Origin of the sequence: Streptomyces aureoversilis (assembly GCF_042657885.1) — a bacterium.
Classification (GTDB): Bacteria; Actinomycetota; Actinomycetes; order Streptomycetales; family Streptomycetaceae; genus Streptomyces; species Streptomyces aureoversilis.
The window spans coordinates 1-22037 of record NZ_JBHSKJ010000003.1 but is presented as its reverse complement, the minus strand read 5'-3'; the positions used below and the strand labels follow the sequence as shown (position 1 = coordinate 22037).

The following is a 22037-nucleotide window of genomic DNA, read 5'->3' as shown; positions in this document are numbered from 1 at the left end:
TCCTGGTGGCCCGGCGGCGGTCTCCCTAGCCTTTCGAGCCAGGAACCTTCGGCTCGGATCCCGCTCCCCGGACGGTGGTTGTGGCTGGGTACAGACGAAATTTCATCACCGATTACGACGGTCTCGCCGACCAGTGGTGGGATCCGCGCGGGTCGCTCGCACCGCTGGGCTGGATCGCGCGGGCCCGTGCCGCGTTCGTCCCCGACCCCGCGGGCGCCCCCGGCCCGGCGACGGGTGACGGGAGCGGGCGACCCCGGCTCCTGGACGTCGCGTGCGGGGGCGGCCTGTTCGGCCCGCACCTGGCCGGCAAGGGATACCGCGTGTTCGGCGTGGACCTGTCCGCCATGGCGCTCCGCGAGGCGCGGCAGCACGGCTACGACGCGGTGCTCCGGGCCGACATCACCCGGCTCCCCTTCACCGACGCGTCGTTCGACGTCGTCACGGCCGGGCAGTGTCTCGAACACGTCCCGGAGCCCTTCGTCGTGGTGTCGGAGCTGTGCCGGGTCCTGCGCCCCGGCGGCACGCTGATCGTCGACACCATCCCCGACACCGGCCTGGCCCGGCTGGTCGCCATCACCCTCGCCGAGAACCTCCCCCTCCCGGGCAGGCCCCCGCACGGCACCCACGACCACCGCCTCTTCGTCAACCGGGAGCGGCTGGTCAAGGTCGCGCGGGCGCACGGCGTGGAGCTCCGGCTGCTGGGACTGCGCCCGCACCTGCGCGACCTGGCCCGATACCTCGTCAAACGACGCGAGGAGGTTCGTATGATCCCCACCAAGTCCACCGACGTCCTCTACCTGGGCGTGGGGACGAAACGATGACCGCCCAGGTGACCACGTACCGGCGGACGGCCCCGGGCGCAGTGCGGATCTGGGTGAGGGGCGCCCGGCTGAAGACCCTCCCCGTGACCCTGGCGCCCATCGCGGTGGGAACGGGAGTCGCCCACTCGCTCGGCCAGGTCCTCTGGTGGCGCACCGTCCTGACCCTGCTCTTCATGCTGGGCTTCGTCATCGGCACGAACTACTTCAACGACTACAGCGACGGCGTCCGGGGAACCGACGACGAACGGCTGGGCCCCTCCCGGCTGGTCGGCTCCGGGCAGGCGACGCCCCGGCAGGTCCTGCGCGCCGGAATGCTGCTGTACGCCGTCGCGATCGTGACCGGCGTGGTCATGGCCGTCACGATCTCCTGGTGGATGATCCCGCTCACCGCGTACTGCGGACTCGCGGGCTGGTTCTACACCGGCGGCCCCCGGCCCTACGGCTACCGGGCGCTCGGCGACCTCAGCATCTTCCTCTTCCACGGCATCGTCATGGTGTCCGCGACGACAGGCGTCCAGCTGGGACACGTGCCCCCGCTCGCCCTCGGCGCGGCCGTCCCCATGGGCCTGCTCTCCTGTGCGCTGCTGACGACGAACAACCTGCGCGACATCCGGACCGACGCCGCCGCGGGGAAGATCACCGTCGCCGTGCTGCTGGGCGAGAAGCGGACCCGCGTGTACTACGTGCTGTGCGTAGCCGCCGCCTTCGCGTCCGCGCTCCTCCTGTCCGCGGCCCGTCCCTGGGCCGCGCTCGTGATCGCCGCCGTCCCCTCCGCGGTCTTCCCGCTGCGCCGGGTGCTGAGCGGGGCCCGCGGAAGCGACCTGATACCGGCGCTGGAGCACACGTGCCTGCTGCTGCTCGCGTTCGGGTCCGTACTGGCGATCGGCCTGTCCCTGTGACCGGCCGGAAGGGCGCCAAGGGCACCAAGGGCGCCCCGGTGACCCCTGACCACGAAGTGCTGGTGATCGGCGCCGGATTCGCCGGCATCGGCGCGGCGATCGGCCTGCGCCGGGCCGGCATCGAGGACTTCGCCGTCATCGACGAGCAGGACGGCGCCGGCGGCTCCTGGAACGCCAACACCTATCCCGGCATCGCCGTGGACATCACCGCCTTCTCCTACTCCTTCGCCTTCGAGCCCTTCCCGTCGTGGTCCCGGGCCTTCCCCGCCGGAGCGGAACTGAAGGCGTACGCGGACCACTGCGTCGACAAGTACGGCCTCCGGCCCCATCTGCGCTTCGGCGCAAGGGTGGTGCGGGCCGTCTACGACGATGCGGAGCACCTGTGGCAGGTGTTCCTGGAGGACGGCACGCCGGTCACGGCGCGGTTCGTCATCTGCGCCACGGGCTGGCTCACCAAGCCGAAGGCGCCCGCCGTCGAGGGGCTGGACCGGTTCAAGGGCGACGTCGTCCACACGGCGGCGTGGGACCACTCCCTGGAACTGGCCGGCCGGAGCGTGGGGCTGATCGGCACGGGCGCCTCGGCGATCCAGCTGATCCCGGAGATCGCGCCCCGGGTGGAGCACCTCCACGTCTACCAGCGCACCCCCGTCTGGGTCTTCCCCAAGCCGGACTTCACGCTGCCCGGGGCGGTCCGCCGGCTGTTCCGGGCGGCTCCGTGGACGCAGCGGGCGGTCCGGCTGGTCACCGACACCGCCACGGAGGTCGGCTTCGTCATCGCCATGATCCACTACCGCCGGTTCCCCTTCCTGGTGAAGGCCGGCGAGGCGGCGTCCCGGCTCTACCTGCGCAGCCAGGTCAAGGGCGACCGCGAGCTGATGGGCAGACTCCTTCCCGCGTACCGCCTCGGCTGCAAGCGGCCCTCGTTCGGCAAGGGCTACTGGCGCGCCTTCACCCGCGACAACGTCCGGCTCGTCACCGAGCCCATCGAGGAGATCACCGGGACCGGCATCCGCACGGCGGACGGCGAGGAGCAGCGGTTCGACGTCCTGGTGCTGGCCACCGGGTTCCAGACCCTGGAGAACCTGCCGCCCTTCCCCACGCACGGCACGGGCGGCCGCGAACTCAGGGAGTTCTGGCGCACCGAGCGCTTCCAGTCCTACGAAGGCACGTCGGTCAAGGGGTTCCCGAACCTGTGGTTCATCGTCGGGCCGTACTCCTTCACCGGCGGATCGTGGTTCGGGATGATCGACTACCAGGTCACCCACGCGCTGCGGGTGATCCGGGAGGCGCGGCGGCGACACGCCACGCAAGCGGTCGTCCGCCCGGAGAAGCACGACGAGTCCTTCCGCAGGACGCTGCGCCGGCAGCCGGACACGGTCTTCCTGCACGAGAGTTGCCGGCGTTCGAACAGCTACTACTTCGACGAGCGCGGGGACGCGCCGGCGGTCCGTCCCGCCAGCACCTACGAGGCCGCCTGGCGGGCCAGGCACTTCGACCTCGACGACTACCGCTACGACCACCGGTACGACCACTGCTACGACCACCCCTACGACCGACCTGGAGGCCGGCGTGATGCGACTCGGTGAAGTGCGGGGCAGGGACCGCGCGCTGTGCGTCTTCTACGCGCTGTTCGCCCTCGGCGGCCTCGTCGCCATGGGAGCGCTGGCGGTCGCCTTCGTGCGGCGGACCGTCGACGACGGGGCCGACGGCGCGACCGGTGTCGTCCGGAACTTCCTCCACGACGCACTGACGAACCTGGCGTCCCAGTTCATCTACGCGGACCTGGTGCTGATCTGGCTGGGCCTGGCGGCCTTCATGATCGTCGAGTCGCGGCGGCTGGGGATCCGGTACGTGTGGGCGTACATCGTCGGCGCCCCGGCACTGGCGCTGTGCGTGAGCTTCGCGGTCTTCATGTACGTCCGCCAGCTGAAGATCGCGGTTGCGGGCGAGGAACGGCGGCCTGCCGCCGGGGCGGCGGCCCACGAGGTGATGAGCGGGGCGGGGCCCTGACGCCGGAGCCCGTGGGCGGCGGATGGGCGACCGGGCCGGGCCGGGGGCACTGCCGGGAGCTGCGACGGCGCCACAGCACCGTCCGCAAGGGACTGGGCCTCGCCTTCGGGGCGCGGCCTTCCCCGAGGAGTACATGCCGGCCGACGTGGAGACCGACGGGGACCTGCCGCACGGATACGGCCTGCGCTCGACCCACCGTGCCGAGGACGGTTCCACGGACGGCGTACTGGTCTGCATCCCGCTGCCCGGCGGCACGGGCCGCTACCGCATGTCCATGCTGGTCCAGCCCGGGCTCGCCGCGCGGGACGCCGGCACGGGGCGGGCGCAGGGCGACGGCGTCACCCACGGCCTGGAGGGCGGCCGCGCCCCGGAGCTGTCCGGCATCCAGGCCGCCCCCGGCATCCTGCCCGTCCCGGTCTACCGCGACGCTGCGGGCGAATTCGCCCGCAGCGGCCCTGTCCGGCTACCGCACGGCCCTGTCCGCACCGCCATGAGGCAGGCGGAGCGGATACTCCAGGTGGTGGCAAATACATCCCTAAAGGCCCCGTATATCCATATTGCCTGGATATGCTATGCATCATGGTCAAGCCTGGACAGCTGCGACTCCGTAGTCCCCACGGCCCGGGGCCCCTCGTCCTGCTGTCCCCGGTGATCCTGACCGTGGTCATCGCCGGCCTGGCGTACTCCACTCCCCCGGAGATGGCCTTCAGCCGCATCCTGCCCGCGGCCCCCGCCCTCGCCGCCGCCATGTGGCCCGTACTGCCCACCGTGCTGCTGGGGACGGTCTGCTTCCTGCTCATGATCGGCCTCAGCCTCGTGTTCCCCGGCCTCGGGGCGTGGTACACGGTGGCGGGCATCGTCGCGGTCACCGTGGCCGCCGCCTACGGCAGCCACGTCCGGCTCCAGCGGGAGCAGGCCCTCTTCCAGGTCCGGCTCGTCGCCGACGCGGCGCAGAAGGTGGTCCTGGGCCCGATGCCACGCCGCTTCGGGGGCGTGGAGATCGAGGCCCTCTACCTCGCCGCCGCCGCGGAGGCCCGCATCGGCGGCGACTTCTACGAGGCGGTCACCACGCAGTACGGGGTCCGGCTGCTCATCGGCGACGTACGGGGCAAGGGGCTGGCCGCGGTGGGAACGGCCGCGGCGGTGGTCAACTCCTTCCGGGAGGCCGCCCACGACGAGCCCGACCTGGGCGGCGTCGCCCGCCGCCTGGAGGCCAGCAGCACCCGCTACAACGCCTCGTTCCCGCCCGACGACCTGATGGAGCGCTTCACCACCGCCGTCCTCGTCGAGATCCCGCACGGGGAGGGCCGCATCAGGATCCTCAACTGCGGGCATCCCCCGCCGCTGCTCCTGAGCCGCGGGGGCCTGCGCGTCCTGAACCCCTCCGCGCCCTCACCGCTCCTCAACCTCGCGGACCTGATCGGCGATTGCTACAGCATCGACACCTTCGACTTCACCGCGGACGACCAGCTGCTCCTCTACACCGACGGCGTCACCGAGGCCCGCGACCGCAACGGCGGCTTCTTCCCGCTGGCGGACTGGATGAGCCACCAGCCCTCGACCCAGCCCCGCGAACTCCTGGACGGCCTCCACCGCGACCTCCTCCGCTTCAGCAACGGAGGCCTCGACGACGACATCGCCGCCCTGGCCGTGTGCCTGCGCGCCGGCGGGCCGTGACCGACGCCGAAGCCCGCCGGCACCGCGCCGGGGCCCGACCGGCACGGGCGCCGATCACAGCCAGGCCGTCAGGCCGGTAAAATCGGCGCGGGTGAGACCACCCGCGCGCCGGGGAGGCGCCCGGCTGCGTCCTCCACGCCGTCCGCACACCCTGGTCCGCCGATGCGGTGGATGACGCACCACGGGTGTGCCCGAGTACGACAGGTACCTGCCTTCTTGTCTTCCGCACCGCCCCCCGCCGCGCGCCTGCGCACCCTGCGTCCCGACTGGCTGGGCGATCCGAAGGTGTGGCGCACCGAGGTACTGGCCGCTCTGGTCGTCGCGCTCGCGCTCATACCCGAGGCGATCTCCTTCTCCGTCATCACCGGGGTCGATCCGGCGATCGGGCTGTTCACCTCGTTCACCATGGCGGTGACCATCGCCTTCGTCGGCGGCCGCCGGGCGATGGTCTCCGCGGCGACCGGTGCCGTGGCCCTGGTCATCGCCCCGCTCAACCGTGAGCACGGCCTGGGCTACCTGCTGGCCGGTGTCATCCTCGCCGGCGTCTTCCAGGTGGCCCTCGGCGCGCTCGGGGTGGCGAAGCTGATGCGTTTCGTCCCCCGGTCGGTGATGGCCGGCTTCGTCAACGCGCTCGCGATCCTCGTCTTCATGGCCCAGGTGCCCGAGATGCGGAACGTGCCCTGGGCCGTCTACCCGCTGATCGCCGGCGGCCTGGCGCTGCTCGTGCTCCTCCCGAGGATCACCACGGCCGTACCGGCCCCGTTGGTCTCCGTCGCCGCCCTCACCTTGATCACCGTGGCCGCGGGCATCGCGGTGCCGACCGTCGGCGACAAGGGCGACCTGCCGTCCTCGCTGCCCGTGCCGGGCCTGCCGGACGTGCCGTTCACCCTCGACACGCTCATCACCGTCGCCCCGTACGCCTTCGCCACGGCACTGGTCGGCCTGATGGAGTCGCTGATGACGGCGAAGCTCGTCGACGACATCACCGACACGCCCTCGTCCAAGACCCGCGAGTCCGTCGGCCAGGGCATCGCCAACATCGTCACCGGCTTCTTCGGTGGCATGGGCGGCTGCGCGGTGGTGGGCCAGACGATGATCAACGTGAAGGTCTCCGGCGCCCGCACCCGCCTGTCGACGTTCCTGGCGGGCGTGTTCCTCCTGGTGCTGTGCCTGGCCCTGGGGCCGGTCGTCTCCGAGATCCCCATGGCCGCCCTAGTGGCCGTCATGATCATGGTGTCGATCGCGGCGTTCGACTGGCACTCCGTCGCCCCGAGGACGCTGAAGCGGATGCCGGCCGGGGAGATCACCGTCATGGTCGTCACCGTCGCCTGCGTCGTGGCGACGCACAACCTCGCGATCGGCGTCGTGGCCGGCTCGGTCACGGCGATCGTCGTCTTCGCCAAGCGCGTCGCCCACCTCGCCGACGTCACCGCGATCACCGACCCCGACGGCACGTCCGTGATCTACCGGGTGACCGGCGCGCTGTTCTTCGCCTCGTCCAACGACCTCGTCGGCCGGTTCGACTACGCGGGCGACCCGGACAAGGTCGTCATCGACCTCTCCGCCGCCCACATCTGGGACGCCTCCTCCGTCGCCGCCCTGGACGCCGTCGAGAACAAGTACGCACAGCACGGCAAGACAGTCGAACTCACCGGCCTCAACCACCCCAGCGCCGCCCTCCACGACAAACTCAGCGGCGAACTCACCAGCCACTGAAGGACGAAGCCGGCCCCGGTGGACGACTTGTTCCCGCGGACCGGCGGCCTGAGCTCACAGAAAACGGAAAGGCCGTTCCCTCATTACGAGGAAACGGCCTCTGACCTGCGAAAATCGCTGGTCGGGACGGCGGGATTTGAACCCACGACCCCTTGACCCCCAGTCAAGTGCGCTACCAAACTGCGCCACGTCCCGGTGCTTGTCCGGCCCGGGCTCTCGCCCTTGCCGACCGCGCACGAGAACAATACCGCACTTCACGGGGTGATCGCGCACGGCTTCCATGGGGCGATCAGCGCGGAATGCACCTTTTGTACGGCTTGGCGTGCGCAGTCGGCCCCCGCCGCGCCGTGCGGTGTTGACCACCCTCCCGTTGCCCGTGGGAGCATCGGGCTCCCGACGCCGCTCGCGCTGCGCTGCAACTCCCCTGGCTCAGGAGGACAGTTGGCCACCTCGGACGTTCCGGCTCCTCGTTCGCCCCTCCCTTCCCGCTCCGCCCTCTCCCGGCGCAGGTTCCTGCAGGCCGCGGCCGGTACCGCGGCGGCGGCCGGGGTCGCGGGTGCGCTGCCGGCGGCGGTGGCCGCGGCGGCGCCCGCCGGGGGCGGGGGCGGGGTGCTGTCCTTCACGGCCGCCACCAATGGGGCGGCGAGCCTCTCCCCCGCCGGGGACCGGCTGGTCGCCGAGGTGCAGAACGTGCTGTGGTCCCTGCCCCGCAAGGGCGGGGAGGCCGTCGCGATCACCCCGGCCGATCTGGAGCCGACCCGGCCCGTGCACGCGCCCGACGGGCGGCGGCTGGCCGTCTGCGCCTACCGGGGCGGCGGCTTCCACATCTGGACGCTGCGGCCCGACGGCAGCGGGCTGCGGCAGGTCACGGACGGGCCGTGGGACGACCGCGGGCCCGCGTGGTCGCCCGACGGCACGCGGATCGCCTTCGCCTCCGAGCGGGGCGGCGACCCGGTGGCGGGCAGCCCGTACCGGGTGTGGGTGGTGGACGTACGGAGCGGGGCGCTGACGCAGGTCACCGGGGTGGGCGGGCAGGAGGGGCCGCTGCAGGACGGCGCGTGGGAGGACTTCGACCCGGTCTGGTCGCCGGACGGCTCGCGGCTGCTGTTCGTCCGCGCCCGCGTCGCCGGGGCCGCGCTGGAGGCCCGCACGATCGCGTCCGTCCCCGCCGACGGGCACGGGCCGGCGCGGGCCGAGCACACCGAGACCGAGGCCGCGCAGGTCATGACCCCGGCCGTCGCGCCGGACGGGCGCCTGGCCTACCTGCGGACGACCGCCGCGCCCAGGGCCGGCTGCACCCTGGTCGTCGACCGTGCGCCCGTCCCGGTCGACGGGGACGTCGAGCCCGTCCCGCCCCGCTGGGTCTCGGCCGACGAGCTGCTGCTGACCGTCGGCGGCACGTTCCAGGTGGTCCGCCCGAAGGCGCCGCGGCACGCCCGCGCCATCCCCTTCCTCGGCCGCCTGCCCGTGGCCCGGCCGCGCTACCGCACCAAGCGGTACGACCTCGACGGCGGCGGCGTGCACGGCGTCCGCTCCCTGCACCTCCCCGCCCTCTCGCCCGACGCCCGCCGGGTCGCCTTCGCCGCGCTCAACGCGCTCTGGGTCGCCGACGTCGCCGGCGGGCGGCCGCCGCGCCGGGTCGTGGCGTCCGATCCCACGCGCTACGTCTTCGGGCCCGTCTGGAGCCCGGACGGCCGGTCCCTGGTCTACGCCGACGACCGCGGCGGCCTGCTCGCCGCGCGCCGTCACGATCTCGCCTCCGGCGAGGAGACCGAGCTGGCCGGGGGCGGCCGCGCCTACCCCGTCCTGTCGCCCGACGGCCGGCGGCTGGCCGCCCTGGACCTGAGCGGCGGGCTCGTGGTGCGCGACCTCGCCGCCGGCACGGACCGGGTGCTCGCCGCCGCCCTGGGCGGCGGCGGGCTGCCGGGCAGACCGACCTGGTCCCCGGACGGGCGGTACGTCGCCCTGTGCGACCGCAACCGGCTGAACCAGCGGTTCCGTGAGGGGTACAACCTCATCCGGGTCGTCGACACCACGGACGGCAGCGCCCGCCTGCACGCGCTCGCCCCGCACGCCTCGATCGCCGACCGCTACGACTGCGGGCCCGTCTGGTCGCCCGACGGCCGCCACATGGCGGTGATCTCCGAGTCCGCCCTGTGGCTGCTGCCGGTGCGGCCCGACGGCACCCCGGACGGCGAGCCGCGCCGGCTCACGGACGGCGCGGCCGATCACCCCTCCTGGTCGGGGGACTCCCGGAAGATCCTCTACCTGGCCGCCGACGGCCGGCTGCGCCTCCTCGACGTCCGCGACGGGTCCACCCGTACGCTCCGCATCCCCCTCGACCACCGGCGCCCGGTCCCCGCCGACACGGTCGTGCACGCCGGCAGGTTCTGGGACGGCACCGGGGAGACCGTCCGCGAGGACGTCGACCTGGTGGTCCGCGGCGGGCGGATCGACGCCGTCGAGCCCCACCGGGCGCAGCGCGCGGCCGTCCGCACCGTCGACGCCTCCTCCGGCACGGTGATCCCCGGCCTGTGGGACGCCCACACCCACCCGTACCAGAACACCTACGGCGGCCGGCAGACGGCGCTGCAGCTGGCCTACGGGATCACCACCGCCGTCTCGTTCGGCGGCGGCGCCTACGAGCAGGCCCGCATCCGCGAGGCCGTGGCGGCGGGCGAGCTGGCCGGGCCGCGGATGCTGACGACCGGGGAGCTGCTCGACGGCTCGCGCGTCGCGTACAGCATGGGCCGGGCGCACCGCACCCGCGAAGGGCTGCACCGGTCGCTGTCCCGCGCCGCGGCCCTCGACTGGGACTTCGTCAAGACCTACGTCCGCGCGCCCGGCTGGGTGATGGAGGAGGCGGCCCGCTTCGCGCACGAGCGGCTCGGGGTCCGCGCGGGCAGCCACCTCCTGTCGCCGGGCGTCCAGCTCGGCCAGGACCTGACGACGCATCTGCAGGCCACGCAGCGCCTGGAGTTCGGGCACGCGACGAGCGCGTCCGGGCGCGCCTACCAGGACGTGGAGGAGATCTACACGCACGGGGACTTCCACCTCGTCGCCACGATGTTCACCTCGGTGCCGCTGCTGGGCGAGGCGCCGGCCCTGGCGCAGGACCCCCGGGTGACGAAGCTGATGCCGCCGTGGGACGTGGAGGTCGTCCGCCGGACGGCGGCCGCCCGGCCGACCGCCGACCAGCTGGCCACCCTCGAGCGCGAGATCGGCGTCTACCGGCGGGTGCTGGCGGGCGGCGGCGCCGTGGCCCTGGGGACGGACGCGCCGCTGGTGCCCGTGGGCCTCGCCCTGCACATGGGGCTGCGCGCGCTGCACCGCTACGGGCTGTCCGCGGCGCAGGCGCTGCGGACGGCGACCGTCCTGCCCGCCCGGGTCTTCGGCGCGGACCGCGACCTGGGCACGCTGGAGCCCGGCAAGCTCGCGGACGTGACGGTGGTGGACGGCGACCCGTTCGCGGACTTCGACGCGCTGGTGCGGACGGCTTCGGTGCTGCGCGGCGGGGTTCCGTACGAGCAGGCCCGGCTCGTCGAGGCGTACGACGCGCACGACGCTCCCGCGGCGCCGCCCGGGGTGCGGGCCGCCGCCGACGCGTGGCTCGCGGTGTCACGGCAGCTGCGGCGCGACTCCTGCTGCGACGTGGAGCTGCACTTCTGAGAGCGCGGTACCCCGCACGGCCTTGCGGACCCGGGGGCCGGGCCGGTCCGGTACCGCCGACCACGTCGTGGGGGTTGCGCACCGCCGCGGCGGAGGGGTGGCTGCAGCGCCGGCCCTTTCTTCCCGCCGCGGCGGCGCGCAACCACCGGCGACACATCCGGCGGTGCCGGGCCGGGCCCGGCCCACCCGCTCGCTCAGGCCCGCAGGGACACCTTCGCCCTCGCGGTGCCGGGCACCGCCGTCTCCTCGGCCGCCGCCACCGGACGCACCGCCACCGCCCGCCACCAGGGGTCGGCCGGCAGGCCCTCCGCCGGTTCGAAGGGCTGCCCGGGTCGCGGGATCGCGATCCGGGCCCCGTGGCGCGCGGCCGCGGCGACGGAGCCCTCGGCGGGCTCCTCCCAGGGGTGCGGGGCGAGGTTGAAGGTGCCCCAGTGGATGGGCAGCATCACTCCACGGGCGGCGTCGCCCTGCAGGTCGGCGTGGGCCTGCAGGCCCTCGTCCGGCGTCATGTGGATGTCCGGCCAGAACTCGGAGTAGGCGCCGATCTGGATCATGGTGGCGTCGAACGGGCCGTACTGCGCGCCGATGTCCGCGAAGCCGGGGAAGTATCCGGTGTCGCCGCTGTGGAAGATCCGGTGCTCGGAGCCGGCCACGACCCAGGAGGCCCAGAGGGTGTGCTGGGTGTTGCGCAGCGCCCTGCCGCAGAAGTGCCGGGCGGGGGTGGCGGTGAAGGAGAGGCCGGCGACGCGGGCCGTCTCGTGCCAGTCGAGCTCGGTGATCCGCCCGGCCGGCACCCCCCAGTGTTCGAGGTGGGCGCCGACGCCCAGCGGTACGACGAAGTGCGCCCCGGTGCCGCGGGACAGGGCCCGTACGGTCGCCATGTCCAGGTGGTCGTAGTGGTCGTGGGAGATGACCACGGCGTCCACGGGCCCGGTCTCTCTCAGCGGCACCGGCACCGGGTGCAGGCGCTTGGGGCCGGCGAAGGCGAAGGGGGAGCAGCGCTCCGACCAGACGGGGTCGAAGAGCACCCGGGCGCCGTCGATCTCGGCCAGGACGCTGGAGTGGCCCATCCAGGTCAGCCGCAGCCCGGAGGCGGCGGGGACGGCGAGGTCGGCCACGGTGGTGGGGTGGACCGGCACGGTGCCGCCGGGTGCCCGGCGGGCCCGCTGCTCCGCGCGGAAGTACGTGGGCAGGAACTTCAGCAGGGCGGCGGAGGGAGTGCGCTCGGCGCCGACGGGGTTGGTGAACACGCCGTCGGCGAAGTTCGGTGACCGCCGGATGCGCGCCATCCGCTCCCCGGACGGCTCCGCGCCGAATGCGGCCGGGCGCAGGGCGTCGAGCGGTGAGCTTGTCGGGCGGGAGCCGGTCACGGCACCTCCAGGGCGAATGCGGCCAGGTCATGCCATTATCCGCCCCGCCCGGCGGGCTCGCGGCGGCCCCTGCGCGACGGTCCGGCTGCCTTTTGCCGAGGTGCCGGTGAACGTCCGGCTGCCCGCGCCTCCGGGCTCACCCCCGTGATATGAGCCCGGACGCGCGGCCGGCGCAGTGCCGGGGATCCACTGTGCAGGGTCGCGCGCGCAGATGCACGTGAATTTTCCCGTGCAGCAACGCCACCGTCCTTCTGTGCAGGGCTTCTTCGGGAGAGCACACGAAATCCCCGCGCCGTCTTTTCAGAGCCCACTCACACGGAGGGTGAGGTTCAGCCGGCCGGTGAGGCCGAGCGCGGCGGGGGCGGTGCCGGGACGGGTGCGCGGCACCCCGTGGAAGGCGAGGCGCGAGGGGCCGCCGAAGACGAAGAGGTCGCCGCTGCGCAGCTCGACGTCGGTCCAGGGGCGGCCGCGGCCGCCGGGGGTGCCGAAGCGGAAGACGCAGCTGTCGCCGAGGCTGAGGGAGACGACCGGCGCCGCCGACTTCTCGTCCGCGTCCTGGTGCATGCCCATCTTCGCGTGGCCGTCGTAGAAGTTGACCAGGGCGATGTCGTACGCGGCGGGCTCCGGCTCCGTGCCGTACGCGTCGGTGACGGCCTCTACGGCCATCCGCCCCAGCCAGGCGGGGAAGGGTTTGACCGGCGCGCCGTCCCCGTCCACGACGGTGCGGGCGTAACCGTAGGGGTACCAGTGCCACCCCAGGCAGACGGTGCGCACGGACATCTGCCCGCCGCTCGGCATGCGGACGCTCCGCAGGCCGGCCGGGGGCCGCGCCCAGGTGCGGCAGGCGGCGAGCAGGCGCCGCTGGGCCGCGAGGTCCAGCCAGCCGGGGACGTGGACCGCTCCCGGGGCGACCTCCGCCCGGGGCCGGGGGAAGAGCTCGTCGTCCATGCCGCCCAGCCTAGGACGGCTCCCCCGGACCCCCGCCGGACGGTGTGACGGCCGTCTCACCGGGACGGCGGCGCGGGATGTCACGGATCCGCGGGTCCGGTCCGTCGTACGGGCAGAGGCAAGCACACCCCGTCCCGATGGAGGACCCGCCATGGCCAGGATCTCGCTCACCCCGGACCGCACCCCGCTGATCCGGCTCGTGCAGTGGTACAGCAGGCGCACCTACGGCAAGGTGCTGGAGCCGCTCATGGCCGCCGCCCACAACCGGCGCGTGCTGCTCACGACGGCCCGCTTCGAGATGTCGCTGGCCCGCTGGAACAAGCTGGACCCGCAGCTGAAGGCGCTGGCCGAGATGGCGTCGGCGGCGGCGATCGGCTGCTCGTGGTGCATGGACTTCGGCTACTGGGTCAACCGCGGGCACGGGATGCCGCACGAGAAGCTGCGCGACATCCCGGTGTGGCGGGACAGCGACCTGTACACCCCGCTGGAGCGGGACGTGCTGGAGTACGCCGAGGCGATGACCGTCACCCCGCCGGCCGTCGAGGACGACCTGGCGAAGCGGCTGCGGATGCGCCTGGGCGACGCCGCGTTCGTCGAGCTGACCGCGATGATCGCGGTGGAGAACCTCCGCTCGCGCACGAACGCGGCGCTCGGCCTGCACAGCCAGGGCTTCAAGGAAAGCTGCGACGTCCCGGCCCGCCCGCGGGCGGACACGGTCCCGGCGGCGGGCTAGCCCTTGCGGCCCACTCCCCCGTAGAAGATCGTGTCGTTGAGCTCCGCCGGACCCGGGACCGGCCCGTCCGGCCGCCACAGCGGCACCCGGACCAGGCCCGGGTCCAGGAGCTCGAAGTCCCCGAAGAGCGGCTCGACGGCGGCGCGGTCGCGCAGGTTGAGGCCGGCGGTGGCGTTCTTGTACGTGCCGACGACGCGGTCGCGGGCCTTGACGTCGGTGTAGCCGTCCGCGTAGCCCTCGTACGGCTCGGCCGTGGCGTGGGAGAGCACGAGGTGGCTGCCGGCGGGGAGCGCGTCGGCGAAGGCCGCGACGATGCCGGCGGGGGCCTCCTCGTCGGTGACGAAGTGCAGGACGGCCACGAGCAGCAGAGCCACCGGCTCACCGAAGTCGATCAGCTCGCGGACCTCGGGGCGGGCCAGGATCGCCTCCGGGTCGCGCACGTCGCCGAGGACGAAGCCGGCCTGCCCGGTGCCGGTGAGCTTGGCGCCCGCGTGGGTGGCGACGATCGGGTCGTTGTCGACGTAGGCCACCCGGACGTCCGGTGCGACCTCCCGGGCCACCTCGTGGGTGTTGGGCGAGGTGGGGATGCCCGTGCCGACGTCGATGATCTGCCGGACGCCGCCGCGGACGACCTCCCGCACGGCGCGCTGCAGGAACGCCCGGTTGGCCCGGGCGGAGAGCCGGACCTGCGGGTGCGCCTGGATGACGTGCTCGGCGGCCTGCCGGTCGACCTCGTAGTTGTCCCAGCCGCCGAGGTAGTAGTCGTACATCCGCGCCGGGTGCGGCCGGCTGGTGTCGATGTCCTCGGCCGCGAAGCCCTGCTGGCTCATGCGGTGCTCCGTTCGGTTGGTTGCGCGGTAGGGGGTGACGCCGCGGCGCACGGGCGGCGCGGGCCGCCCGTCGGTGCCGTGCACGTCCCCTGCGGGGTCATTCGCAGGCGGCGCCGGAGCCGGCGAGCAGGAAGTCCGCCGCGCCCGCCTTGGCGCCGTTGATGAAGCTCTCCATCTCGTGACGCGTGTAGATCAGCGCGGGGCCCCCGGGGTCGGTGGACTGGCGCAGGGCGATCCGGCCGTCGCCCAGCCGCAGGGCCTCGACGCACGAGCCCCCGTTGCCGCCGCTCCACGGCTTGCTCCACCCCTCGGTGCCGAGGTCGGTGGCGGGCATGCCGTTGTAGATGCGATCCATGGTTCAGATCTCCTTACGAATCCCACCCAGGATTGCCTCGGTGGTGTGTGCCGGCGCGGCCTGCGCGCACATGCGGTCCAGCGCCTCCAGGAAGGCCGAGACGTCGTCGCGCTGGTCGAAGTACGAGGCGCCGACGAGGTTTTCGGCGTAGGCGATGTCCGGCAGCTCCGGGAGCGGGAACCGGAAGATGTGGAACGGTCCGTACATCGCCGGGTGCGGCCCGGCGGCGAACGGCATGATCTGCAGCCGTACGTTGGGCAGGGCGGTGGCCTCGGCGAGGCGGGCGACCTGCTCGCGCATGATGTCCGGCCCGCCGATGGGCCGGCGGAGCACCGTCTCGTCGATCACCACCCACAGCAGCGGCGCGCCCTCGCGGGTCAGCAGCGACTGGCGCTCCCGGCGGACGGCGACCGCCCGCTCGACGTCCGCCTCCGGCGCGTGCGGCATGCCGGCGCGGAGCACGGCGCGTGCGTAGCGCTCGGTCTGCAGCAGGCCCGGGACGTAGTGCGGTTCGTAGGCCCGGATGAGGTTGGCCTCGCCCTCCAGGCTGACGAACGCGCTGAACCACTCGGGCAGGACGTCCCGGAAGCGGTGCCACCAGCCGGGGCGGTTGGCCTCGCGGGCGAGGGCGAGGAAGCCCTCCACCTCCTCGGCGTCGCTCACGCCGTAGACCCGCAGGAGCTTCTCCACATAGGGGAGTTTCAGGCCGACTTCGGCCTTCTCCATCCTGCGGACGGTGGCGTGGGTGACGTCGAGGGCGCGGCCCGCCTGCTCGTACGAGAGACCGGCCTTCTCCCTCAGGTCGTGCAGCCGTTTGCCCAGCACGACCCGCAGGACGGTCGGTGCGCCCGCCGGACGCGCTTCCGCCACTGTTCTCCCCCTCCATGCCCACCGGTTGTCATATGCCCGCAGTCTGTCACGCACCCCCCGGAGCCGACAGACTGATCTGACGATTCTGCAATTTGCAGATTGAACCTTGCCACACATGAGCCGTATCGCACATAGTTACGGCGTGGTCCCCTCCCATGACGCACCTTCGCTCGGGCGCTTCGGCTGTTCCATGGCCGTACGTCTGCAGGACGCCTTCCACTTCCCGGCCCGTGGCGCCTCGGTGGCCGCCGCGCGAAAACGGGTCCTCGCACAACTGCGGGAGTGGGGCATCGACGAAGTGGCGTGCGACGACGCCCAGTTGGTGGTGTCGGAGCTCTTCACCAACGCGGTCCGGCACACGGACAGCGCGAACGTCAGCTGTCAGCTGAGGGTGCTCGGTGCGCATCTGCGCATAGAGGTGGGCGACCAGGGCCGTACCCCGACGGAGCCGCGGGCCCGGTGCAGCGGGACGGACGAGGAGAGCGGCCGGGGCCTGCTGCTCGTGGGCGCGCTGTCGCAGGCATGGGGGGTCCGGCCCGACGACACCGGCCGGGGCCGTGTCGTCTGGGCCGACCTCGCCGCCGGGCGGCTCTCCCCCTGAAAGGCATCCCGGCGGCCTGAAGGCGCAGCAAAGGCACTACAAAGGCGCTGCAAAGGCGCTACAGCGGCAGCAGATCCGGCCGCTTGGGCTCCACGTGGTCCCCCGAGGACTCGCCGCGCAGCCGGCGGCCGATCCACGGCACCAGGTGCTCGCGCGCCCAGTGGATGTTGTCGCGCCGCACCTCGGCGGGCGAGCGGTGGTCCTCGTCCGGCCAGGCCTGGTCCGGGTCGGCCGGCACCTCCAGGCCGAGCACCTGGGCGGCCCGCAGGGCGACCCGCGTGTGCCCGTCGGGCGAGAGGTGGAGCCGGTCGTCGCTCCAGGCCCTGCGGTCCTGCACCGAGCGCAGCGACCACAGGTCGAGGACCGGGCAGCCGTGCCGGTCCGCGATGGCCCGGACGTGGGCCGTGTACGTCGCGATCTTGCCGCGCAGGTGCCGCAGCACGGGCATCCCGCGGGTGTCGAAGCCGGTGCACAGCAGGACGGTGCCCACGGAGGAGGCCAGCTCGGCGACGGCCTTCTCGTAGCGCTCGGCCACGGCGTCCGGGTCGCTGCCCGGGCGCAGGATGTCATTGCCGCCCGCGCAGAACGTCACGAGGTCCGGGCCGAGCTCCTTCGCCCGGGGCACCTGCTCCGCGACGATCTGGTCCAGGAGACGGCCGCGCACGGCGAGGTTGGCGTAGCGGAAGTCGTGCTCGGCGCGCTGGTCGGAGAGGAGTACGGCCAGTCGGTCGGCCCAGCCGATGAAGGTGTCGTCCGGCCCCGGGTCGCCGACGCCTTCGGTGAAGCTGTCCCCGACGGCTGCGTACGACCCGATCGCGCTCTTGCTGAATGAATTCGAATCGTCTGCCACGTCGGTACATCTTTCCTCGCGGGGAGTGACCTACGCCACCGTAACCAGGGGTTGACGAGCCGTGATGTATCCCACCCCGAGAAGTCCGTGTACGCGGAATACGTCGGCGCGGCTACCGCAGCGGGGCGGTTGCCCGTACAACCGGTGTCGTAAGGTCGTTGAACCGCTTCGCCGGCGAGCAGTGCCGGCGGCCTAGCCCTGGGAGCGCCCGTGACGCAGACGCCGCATGTGCCGTCCACCGAGCCCGAGCTGGCGGGGGTGCGCAACTTCCGTGACCTCGGCGGTCTGCCGGCCGCCGGCGGACGGCGGGTACGGCACGGCGTCCTCTTCCGCAGCGGGCACCTCGCCCACGCCACCGAGGACGACGCGCGCTTCCTCGGCTCGCTCGGCCTGCACACGGTCTTCGACTTCCGCAACGACGCCGACATCGCGCTCGACGGGCCGGACGTCGAGCTCACCGGCGTCCGGAACGTCAACCTCCCCCTCAACGACCCGGCCCACGGCGCCGAGTTCTGGAACATGGTGCGCGCCCGCAACCTCGGGCACCTGCGGACCGTGCTGGCCGACGGCAGAGCCGCGGAGCGGATGGCCGAGACGTACCGGGAGGTCGTCACGGGCCGCACGGCCGAGCTCGGCCACGTCCTGCGCGCCCTCGCCGACGACAGCGTGCCGGCGCTGATGCACTGCGCGGCCGGGAAGGACCGCGCCGGGCTGTCCGTCGCGGTCACCCTGCTCGCCCTCGGCGTCGGCCGCGACGTGATCGAGGCCGACTACCTGGAGTCGAACGCGCCGCACCGGCGCTACCGGATGCGGCGCGCGCCGCAGTCGACGGGGCCCGAGGACCGGGAGATCACGGAGCTGCTGTCGCCGATGTTCGAGGCGCGGGCCGCGTACCTCCACGCGGCGTTCGACGAGATGGACGCCACGTGGGGGTCGGCCGACCGTTACCTGGCCGACGGCCTGGGGCTCGGCCCGGCGGCCCGTGAGCGCCTGCAGGCCAGGCTGCTCACGGACTGACCCGGGGCTCCGGCCCGGCCCCGGCCCGGCGGGGGGGGCGGGCGGATCATCGCGGGCCGCCCGGCAGGGCGTCAGCGGTTCGCCACCGCCTGCTTCACCAGCGTCCGCCCGAAATCCCACAGCAGGCCTCCCCCGCCGTGGGCGTCGTCCATGACCGCCGTGAAGGCGTCCACGAAGCGGTCCACCTCGCGCTCCCCGATGACCAGCGGCGGGATCAGCTTGATCACCTCCAGGTGGTCGCCGGAGACCTGGGTGAGGATGCGGTGCTTCTGCAGCAGCGGCACCACGACCATCTGCGCGAAGAGGCCCTTGCGGGCCGCCTGGAGCATGGCCCAGCGGCTGCGCAGCCCCAGCGAGGACGGCTTGCCGAACTCGATGCCGATCATCAGGCCGCGGCCGCGGACGTCGTGCAGCAGCTCGTACTTGCCGACGAGCGCGGCCAGCCGGCCGCGCAGCAGGTCGCCCGTGCGCCGGGCGTTGGCGACGATCTGCTCGTCCTCCATCACGGAGAGCACCGCGAGCCCGGCGGCCATCGCCTGCGCGTTGGAGCCGAAGCTCGCGGAGTGCACCAGGACCCGGTCCATGGAGGAGTAGACCTTCTTGAAGATCCAGTCCTTGCCGAGGGTGGCGCCGACGGGCACGTAGCCGCCCGAGAGCGCCTTGGCCACGCAGACCAGGTCCGGCTCGACGCCCTCCTCGTGCTGGTAGGCGAAGAAGTCGCCGGTGCGGCCGATGCCGGTCTGCACCTCGTCGGCGATGAGCAGCGCCTTGTGCCGGTGGAGCAGCTCCTGCGCGGCGCGCAGGAAGCCGGCGGGCGGCTCGTGGACGCCCTTGCCCTGGATCGGTTCGACGACGAACGCCGCCACGTCGCCGCGGGCGAGCTCCCGCTCCAGGGCCGCGAGGTCGCCGAGCGGGATCGCCGTGTCGGGCAGCAGGGGCGCGAAGCCGTCCCGGAAGCCGTCCTCGCCGTTGACGGAGAGCGAGCCGGTGGTCAGGCCGTGGAAGGCGTGGGAGCAGTAGAGGACCCGCGGCCTGCCCGTCGCGTACCGCGCGAACTTCAGGGCCGTCTCCACCGCCTCGGTGCCGCTGTTGCCGAAGAACACCCGGTCCAGGTGCGGCGCGTACGACAGCAGCTTCTCGGCGAGGAGGCCGGGCAGCGGCTGGCAGTCGAAGCGGGTGAGGTCGGCGAGCGAGGCGTCGAGGACGTCGTGCAGCGCCTTGCGGACGACGGGGTGGTGCCGGCCGACGCCCATCACCCCGAAGCCGGCGAGCATGTCGAGGTAGTCCTGCCCGTCGGCGTCCCAGAAGTAGGCGCCCTCGGCCCGCTCGTAGACCTTGTCGAAGCCGATGGTGTGCAGCATGCGCGGCAGCTGGTGGTTGAGGTGCCGGGCGTGCAGGTCGTACCGCTCGCCGCCGCGCTCGGCGAGGAGCCGGGTGAGGTCGAAGCCCTTGCCGTCGGCGGCGGCACCGGCTGTGTCGGCTGTCATGCGTCCTTCTCCTTCACGGCCGCGGGGTTCTTCGCGGCTTCTTCCTTGCGGGCCAGGGCGGCGCTGATCCGGCCGGCGATCTCGGCGGGGGTGAGCCCGAGGTCCGCCAGGACCTCACCGCGCTTGGCGTGCGGCAGGAACTGCTCGGGGATGCCGAAGGTGCGCAGCGGCACGTCGACGCCGGCGTCGCGCAGCGCCTGTGCGACGGCCCAGCCGACGCCGCCGGTGCGGCTGTTGTCCTCGACGACCGCGACGACCCGGTGGCGCGCGGCGAGCGGGGGCAGCGCGGGGTCGACGGGCTTGACCCAGCGCGGGTCGACGACGGTGCAGGGGGTGCCGCGGGCGGCCAGGAGGCCGGCGGCCTCCAGGCACACGCCGGCCATGGCGCCGACCGCGACGATCAGGACCTGCGCCTCGTCCCCGCCGGGTGCGGGGCGGGCGATGACGTCCATGCCGCCTTCGCGGGCCAGGGCCGGGACGGGCTCGCCGACGCTCTCCTTCGGGAAGCGGATCACGGTGGGGGCGTCCTCGACCTCGACGGCCTCGCGCAGCTGGGCGCGCAGCTGGCCGGCGTCGCGCGGGGCGGCGATCCGCAGGCCGGGGACGACCTGCAGGATCGACATGTCCCACATGCCGTTGTGGCTGGGCCCGTCGGTGCCGGTGACGCCCGCCCGGTCCAGGACGAAGGTCACACCGCACTTGTGCAGGGCGACGTCCATCAGCACCTGGTCGAAGGCGCGGTTGAGGAACGTGGCGTAGACGGCGAAGACCGGGTGCAGCCCGCCGGTGGCCAGGCCGGCCGCGGAGGTGGCCGCGTGCTGCTCGGCGATGCCGACGTCCCAGACGCGCTCGGGGAAGGCCTCGGCGAACTTCGTCAGCCCCACGGGGTGGAGCATGGCCGCGGTGATGGCGACCACGTCGGGCCGCTCGGCGCCGATGGCGAGCATCTCGTCGCCGAAGACCGAGGTCCAGGAGCGGCCGGCGGCCGGGGCCAGCGGCCGGGAGGTGAGCGGGTCGATCACGCCGACGGTGTGGAAGCGGTCGGCGTCGTCCTCCAGGGCGGGCTGGTAGCCGCGGCCCTTCTCCGTGCGGCAGTGGACGAGGACGGGGCCGTGGAAGCGCTTGGCCCGGCGCAGCGCGGACTCGACGGCGGCGACGTCGTGCCCGTCTATCGGGCCGAGGTACTTCAGGCCCAGGTCCTCGAACATGCCCTGCGGGGCGAAGGCGTCCTTGAAGCCCTTCTTCGCGCCGTGCAGGGACTCGTAGAGGGGCCTGCCGATGGCGGGCAGGCCCTGGATCGCGTCCTTGCCCCAGGACAGGAAGCGTTCGTAGCCGTCGGTCGTGCGGAGCGTGGCGAGGTGGTCCGCGAGGCCGCCGATGGTGGGGGCGTAGCTGCGCTCGTTGTCGTTGACGACGATGATCAGCGGGCGGTCCTTGGCGGCGGCTATGTTGTTGAGCGCCTCCCAGGCCATGCCGCCGGTCAGGGCCCCGTCGCCGATGACGGCGACGACGTGGCGGTTCCAGCGGCCGAGGACCTGGTTGGCCTTGGCGAGACCGTCGGCCCAGCCCAGGACGGTCGAGGCGTGGCTGTTCTCGATGACGTCGTGCTCGGACTCCTCGCGCGAGGGGTAGCCCGACAGGCCGCCCTTGCCGCGCAGCTTGGAGAAGTCCTGTCGGCCGGTGAGCAGCTTGTGCACGTACGACTGGTGGCCGGTGTCCCACAGGATGCGGTCGGCCGGTGAGTCGAAGGAGCGGTGCAGGGCGATGGTGAGCTCCACCACGCCCAGGTTGGGGCCGAGGTGGCCGCCGGTCCTGGCGACGGCGTGGATGAGGAAGTGGCGGATCTCCTCCGCCAGTTCGGTCAGCTCCTCGGCGTCCAGGGTCTTCAGGTCGCGCGGACTGCGGATGTTCTCCAGCAACGACACGCGGGCCCCCTCCTCGTCTTGCGGCCTGGGCCGGGCGGCCGCACGGTCGCTGTTCCTACGGTGGCGGGTCGCCGGTCTCAGGCCACGGTGACGTGCGGCGCCCCGGGGAGGGCTCCGTCCGCCGCCATGGCATCGGCGATCTTCATGGCTTCCTCGATGAGGGTCTCCACGATCTTCGACTCCGGCACGGTCTTGATGACCTCGCCCTTGACGAAGATCTGCCCCTTGCCGTTACCCGAGGCGACACCCAGGTCCGCCT

The 22037-nt window shown here is 73.2% G+C and carries 18 protein-coding genes, 1 tRNA gene and 2 pseudogenes; 11 read left to right on the top strand and 10 right to left on the bottom strand.

Annotation, left to right across the window (positions count from 1 at the left end; translation table 11 throughout):
• Nucleotides 1-80 precede the first annotated feature (80 nt).
• From ubiG to ACFPP6_RS05460, 7 genes and pseudogenes are all read left to right on the top strand, one after another.
• Entirely contained in the window at nucleotides 81-821 is a 741-nt protein-coding gene (gene ubiG, locus ACFPP6_RS05490; protein WP_382037769.1) for a bifunctional 2-polyprenyl-6-hydroxyphenol methylase/3-demethylubiquinol 3-O-methyltransferase UbiG, read from the top strand.
• Nucleotides 818-1720 (top strand): 1,4-dihydroxy-2-naphthoate polyprenyltransferase, encoded by a 903-nt coding sequence (locus ACFPP6_RS05485; protein ID WP_382037767.1) that lies wholly within the window; start codon nucleotides 818-820, stop codon nucleotides 1718-1720. The genes ubiG and ACFPP6_RS05485 overlap by 4 nt, the downstream gene beginning before the upstream one ends.
• Nucleotides 1717-3306 (top strand): flavin-containing monooxygenase, encoded by a 1590-nt coding sequence (locus tag ACFPP6_RS05480; protein ID WP_382037765.1) that lies wholly within the window; start codon nucleotides 1717-1719, stop codon nucleotides 3304-3306. Before ACFPP6_RS05485 ends, ACFPP6_RS05480 begins: the two co-directional genes overlap by 4 nt.
• The gene (locus tag ACFPP6_RS05475) at nucleotides 3293-3730 is read left to right on the top strand and encodes a DUF2834 domain-containing protein (protein WP_382037764.1); all 438 of its coding nucleotides are present in this window, start codon (nucleotides 3293-3295) and stop codon (nucleotides 3728-3730) included. Before ACFPP6_RS05480 ends, ACFPP6_RS05475 begins: the two co-directional genes overlap by 14 nt.
• A 71-nt stretch (nucleotides 3731-3801) precedes the next feature.
• Nucleotides 3802-4160 (top strand): annotated as a pseudogene (locus ACFPP6_RS05470) (pentachlorophenol monooxygenase); the annotation flags it as partial.
• Nucleotides 4161-4309: 149 nt separating this feature from the next.
• Nucleotides 4310-5407 (top strand): PP2C family protein-serine/threonine phosphatase, encoded by a 1098-nt coding sequence (locus ACFPP6_RS05465; protein WP_382037762.1) that lies wholly within the window; start codon nucleotides 4310-4312, stop codon nucleotides 5405-5407.
• A gap of 216 nt (nucleotides 5408-5623) precedes the next feature.
• Nucleotides 5624-7123 (top strand): SulP family inorganic anion transporter, encoded by a 1500-nt coding sequence (locus ACFPP6_RS05460; RefSeq protein ID WP_382037760.1) that lies wholly within the window; start codon nucleotides 5624-5626, stop codon nucleotides 7121-7123.
• A 118-nt stretch (nucleotides 7124-7241) separates the two neighbouring features.
• Here the strand turns inward: ACFPP6_RS05460 and ACFPP6_RS05455 are convergent.
• A tRNA-Pro gene (locus ACFPP6_RS05455) sits at nucleotides 7242-7318 on the bottom strand.
• A gap of 246 nt (nucleotides 7319-7564) precedes the next feature.
• Between ACFPP6_RS05455 and ACFPP6_RS05450 the strand changes: the two genes are divergently transcribed.
• Complete coding sequence (locus ACFPP6_RS05450) at nucleotides 7565-10792, top strand: amidohydrolase family protein (RefSeq protein WP_382037758.1); 3228 nt, start codon at nucleotides 7565-7567, stop codon at nucleotides 10790-10792.
• 194 nt (nucleotides 10793-10986) lie between these two features.
• Here the strand turns inward: ACFPP6_RS05450 and ACFPP6_RS05445 are convergent, their stop codons facing one another.
• Entirely contained in the window at nucleotides 10987-12162 is a 1176-nt protein-coding gene (locus ACFPP6_RS05445) for an MBL fold metallo-hydrolase (protein ID WP_382037756.1), read from the bottom strand.
• A gap of 300 nt (nucleotides 12163-12462) precedes the next feature.
• Nucleotides 12463-13110 (bottom strand): alpha-ketoglutarate-dependent dioxygenase AlkB family protein, encoded by a 648-nt coding sequence (locus tag ACFPP6_RS05440; protein ID WP_382037754.1) that lies wholly within the window; start codon nucleotides 13108-13110, stop codon nucleotides 12463-12465.
• A 151-nt stretch (nucleotides 13111-13261) separates the two neighbouring features.
• Here ACFPP6_RS05440 and ACFPP6_RS05435 point away from each other — a divergent pair, with 151 nt between their 5' ends.
• Entirely contained in the window at nucleotides 13262-13843 is a 582-nt protein-coding gene (locus ACFPP6_RS05435; RefSeq protein WP_382037753.1) for a carboxymuconolactone decarboxylase family protein, read from the top strand.
• Here the strand turns inward: ACFPP6_RS05435 and ACFPP6_RS05430 are convergent.
• The 3 genes from ACFPP6_RS05430 to ACFPP6_RS05420 form a co-directional block, all read right to left on the bottom strand.
• On the bottom strand, nucleotides 13840-14673 hold the full coding sequence (locus ACFPP6_RS05430; protein ID WP_382037751.1) for an SAM-dependent methyltransferase: 834 nt from the start codon (nucleotides 14671-14673) through the stop codon (nucleotides 13840-13842). The genes ACFPP6_RS05435 and ACFPP6_RS05430 overlap by 4 nt on opposite strands.
• Nucleotides 14674-14770: 97 nt before the next feature.
• On the bottom strand, nucleotides 14771-15028 hold the full coding sequence (locus tag ACFPP6_RS05425; protein WP_058042627.1) for a DUF397 domain-containing protein: 258 nt from the start codon (nucleotides 15026-15028) through the stop codon (nucleotides 14771-14773).
• Between the two features lie 3 nt (nucleotides 15029-15031).
• Entirely contained in the window at nucleotides 15032-15898 is an 867-nt protein-coding gene (locus tag ACFPP6_RS05420) for a helix-turn-helix domain-containing protein (protein WP_382037749.1), read from the bottom strand.
• A gap of 115 nt (nucleotides 15899-16013) precedes the next feature.
• Here ACFPP6_RS05420 and ACFPP6_RS05415 point away from each other — a divergent pair, with 115 nt between their 5' ends.
• On the top strand, nucleotides 16014-16499 hold the full coding sequence (locus ACFPP6_RS05415) for an ATP-binding protein (protein ID WP_382037747.1): 486 nt from the start codon (nucleotides 16014-16016) through the stop codon (nucleotides 16497-16499).
• A gap of 58 nt (nucleotides 16500-16557) precedes the next feature.
• Here the strand turns inward: ACFPP6_RS05415 and ACFPP6_RS05410 are convergent, their stop codons facing one another.
• Entirely contained in the window at nucleotides 16558-17349 is a 792-nt protein-coding gene (locus ACFPP6_RS05410) for an SGNH/GDSL hydrolase family protein (protein ID WP_058042624.1), read from the bottom strand.
• A gap of 210 nt (nucleotides 17350-17559) precedes the next feature.
• Here ACFPP6_RS05410 and ACFPP6_RS05405 point away from each other — a divergent pair, with 210 nt between their 5' ends.
• On the top strand, nucleotides 17560-18366 hold the full coding sequence (locus ACFPP6_RS05405) for a tyrosine-protein phosphatase (RefSeq protein WP_382037745.1): 807 nt from the start codon (nucleotides 17560-17562) through the stop codon (nucleotides 18364-18366).
• 71 nt (nucleotides 18367-18437) lie between these two features.
• On the opposite strand, the gene ACFPP6_RS05400 is transcribed toward ACFPP6_RS05405, so the two are convergent.
• From ACFPP6_RS05400 to ACFPP6_RS05390, 3 genes and pseudogenes are all read right to left on the bottom strand, one after another.
• Nucleotides 18438-19853: an aspartate aminotransferase family protein gene (locus tag ACFPP6_RS05400; RefSeq protein WP_382037743.1), complete on the bottom strand. Its 1416-nt coding sequence runs from the start codon at nucleotides 19851-19853 to the stop codon at nucleotides 18438-18440.
• Nucleotides 19850-21778, bottom strand: coding sequence for a 1-deoxy-D-xylulose-5-phosphate synthase (gene dxs, locus ACFPP6_RS05395; protein ID WP_382037741.1), 1929 nt, complete (start codon nucleotides 21776-21778; stop codon nucleotides 19850-19852). Before dxs ends, ACFPP6_RS05400 begins: the two co-directional genes overlap by 4 nt.
• Before the next feature lie 77 nt (nucleotides 21779-21855).
• A pseudogene (locus ACFPP6_RS05390) lies at nucleotides 21856-22037 on the bottom strand (flavodoxin-dependent (E)-4-hydroxy-3-methylbut-2-enyl-diphosphate synthase); the annotation flags it as partial.

Excerpts from the sequence above, each read along its gene's own strand:
- ACFPP6_RS05485 (WP_382037767.1), top strand. The coding sequence starts at position 818 with ATGACCGCCCAGGTGACCACGTACCGGCGGACGGCCCCGGGCGCAGTG.
- ACFPP6_RS05475 (WP_382037764.1), top strand. The coding sequence starts at position 3,293 with ATGCGACTCGGTGAAGTGCGGGGCAGGGACCGCGCGCTGTGCGTCTTC.
- ACFPP6_RS05465 (WP_382037762.1), top strand. The coding sequence starts at position 4,310 with ATGGTCAAGCCTGGACAGCTGCGACTCCGTAGTCCCCACGGCCCGGGG.
- ACFPP6_RS05440 (WP_382037754.1), bottom strand. The coding sequence starts at position 13,110 with ATGGACGACGAGCTCTTCCCCCGGCCCCGGGCGGAGGTCGCCCCGGGA.
- ACFPP6_RS05435 (WP_382037753.1), top strand. The coding sequence starts at position 13,262 with ATGGCCAGGATCTCGCTCACCCCGGACCGCACCCCGCTGATCCGGCTC.
- ACFPP6_RS05430 (WP_382037751.1), bottom strand. The coding sequence starts at position 14,673 with ATGAGCCAGCAGGGCTTCGCGGCCGAGGACATCGACACCAGCCGGCCG.
- ACFPP6_RS05425 (WP_058042627.1), bottom strand. The coding sequence starts at position 15,028 with ATGGATCGCATCTACAACGGCATGCCCGCCACCGACCTCGGCACCGAG.
- ACFPP6_RS05415 (WP_382037747.1), top strand. The coding sequence starts at position 16,014 with ATGAGCCGTATCGCACATAGTTACGGCGTGGTCCCCTCCCATGACGCA.
- ACFPP6_RS05400 (WP_382037743.1), bottom strand. The coding sequence starts at position 19,853 with ATGACAGCCGACACAGCCGGTGCCGCCGCCGACGGCAAGGGCTTCGAC.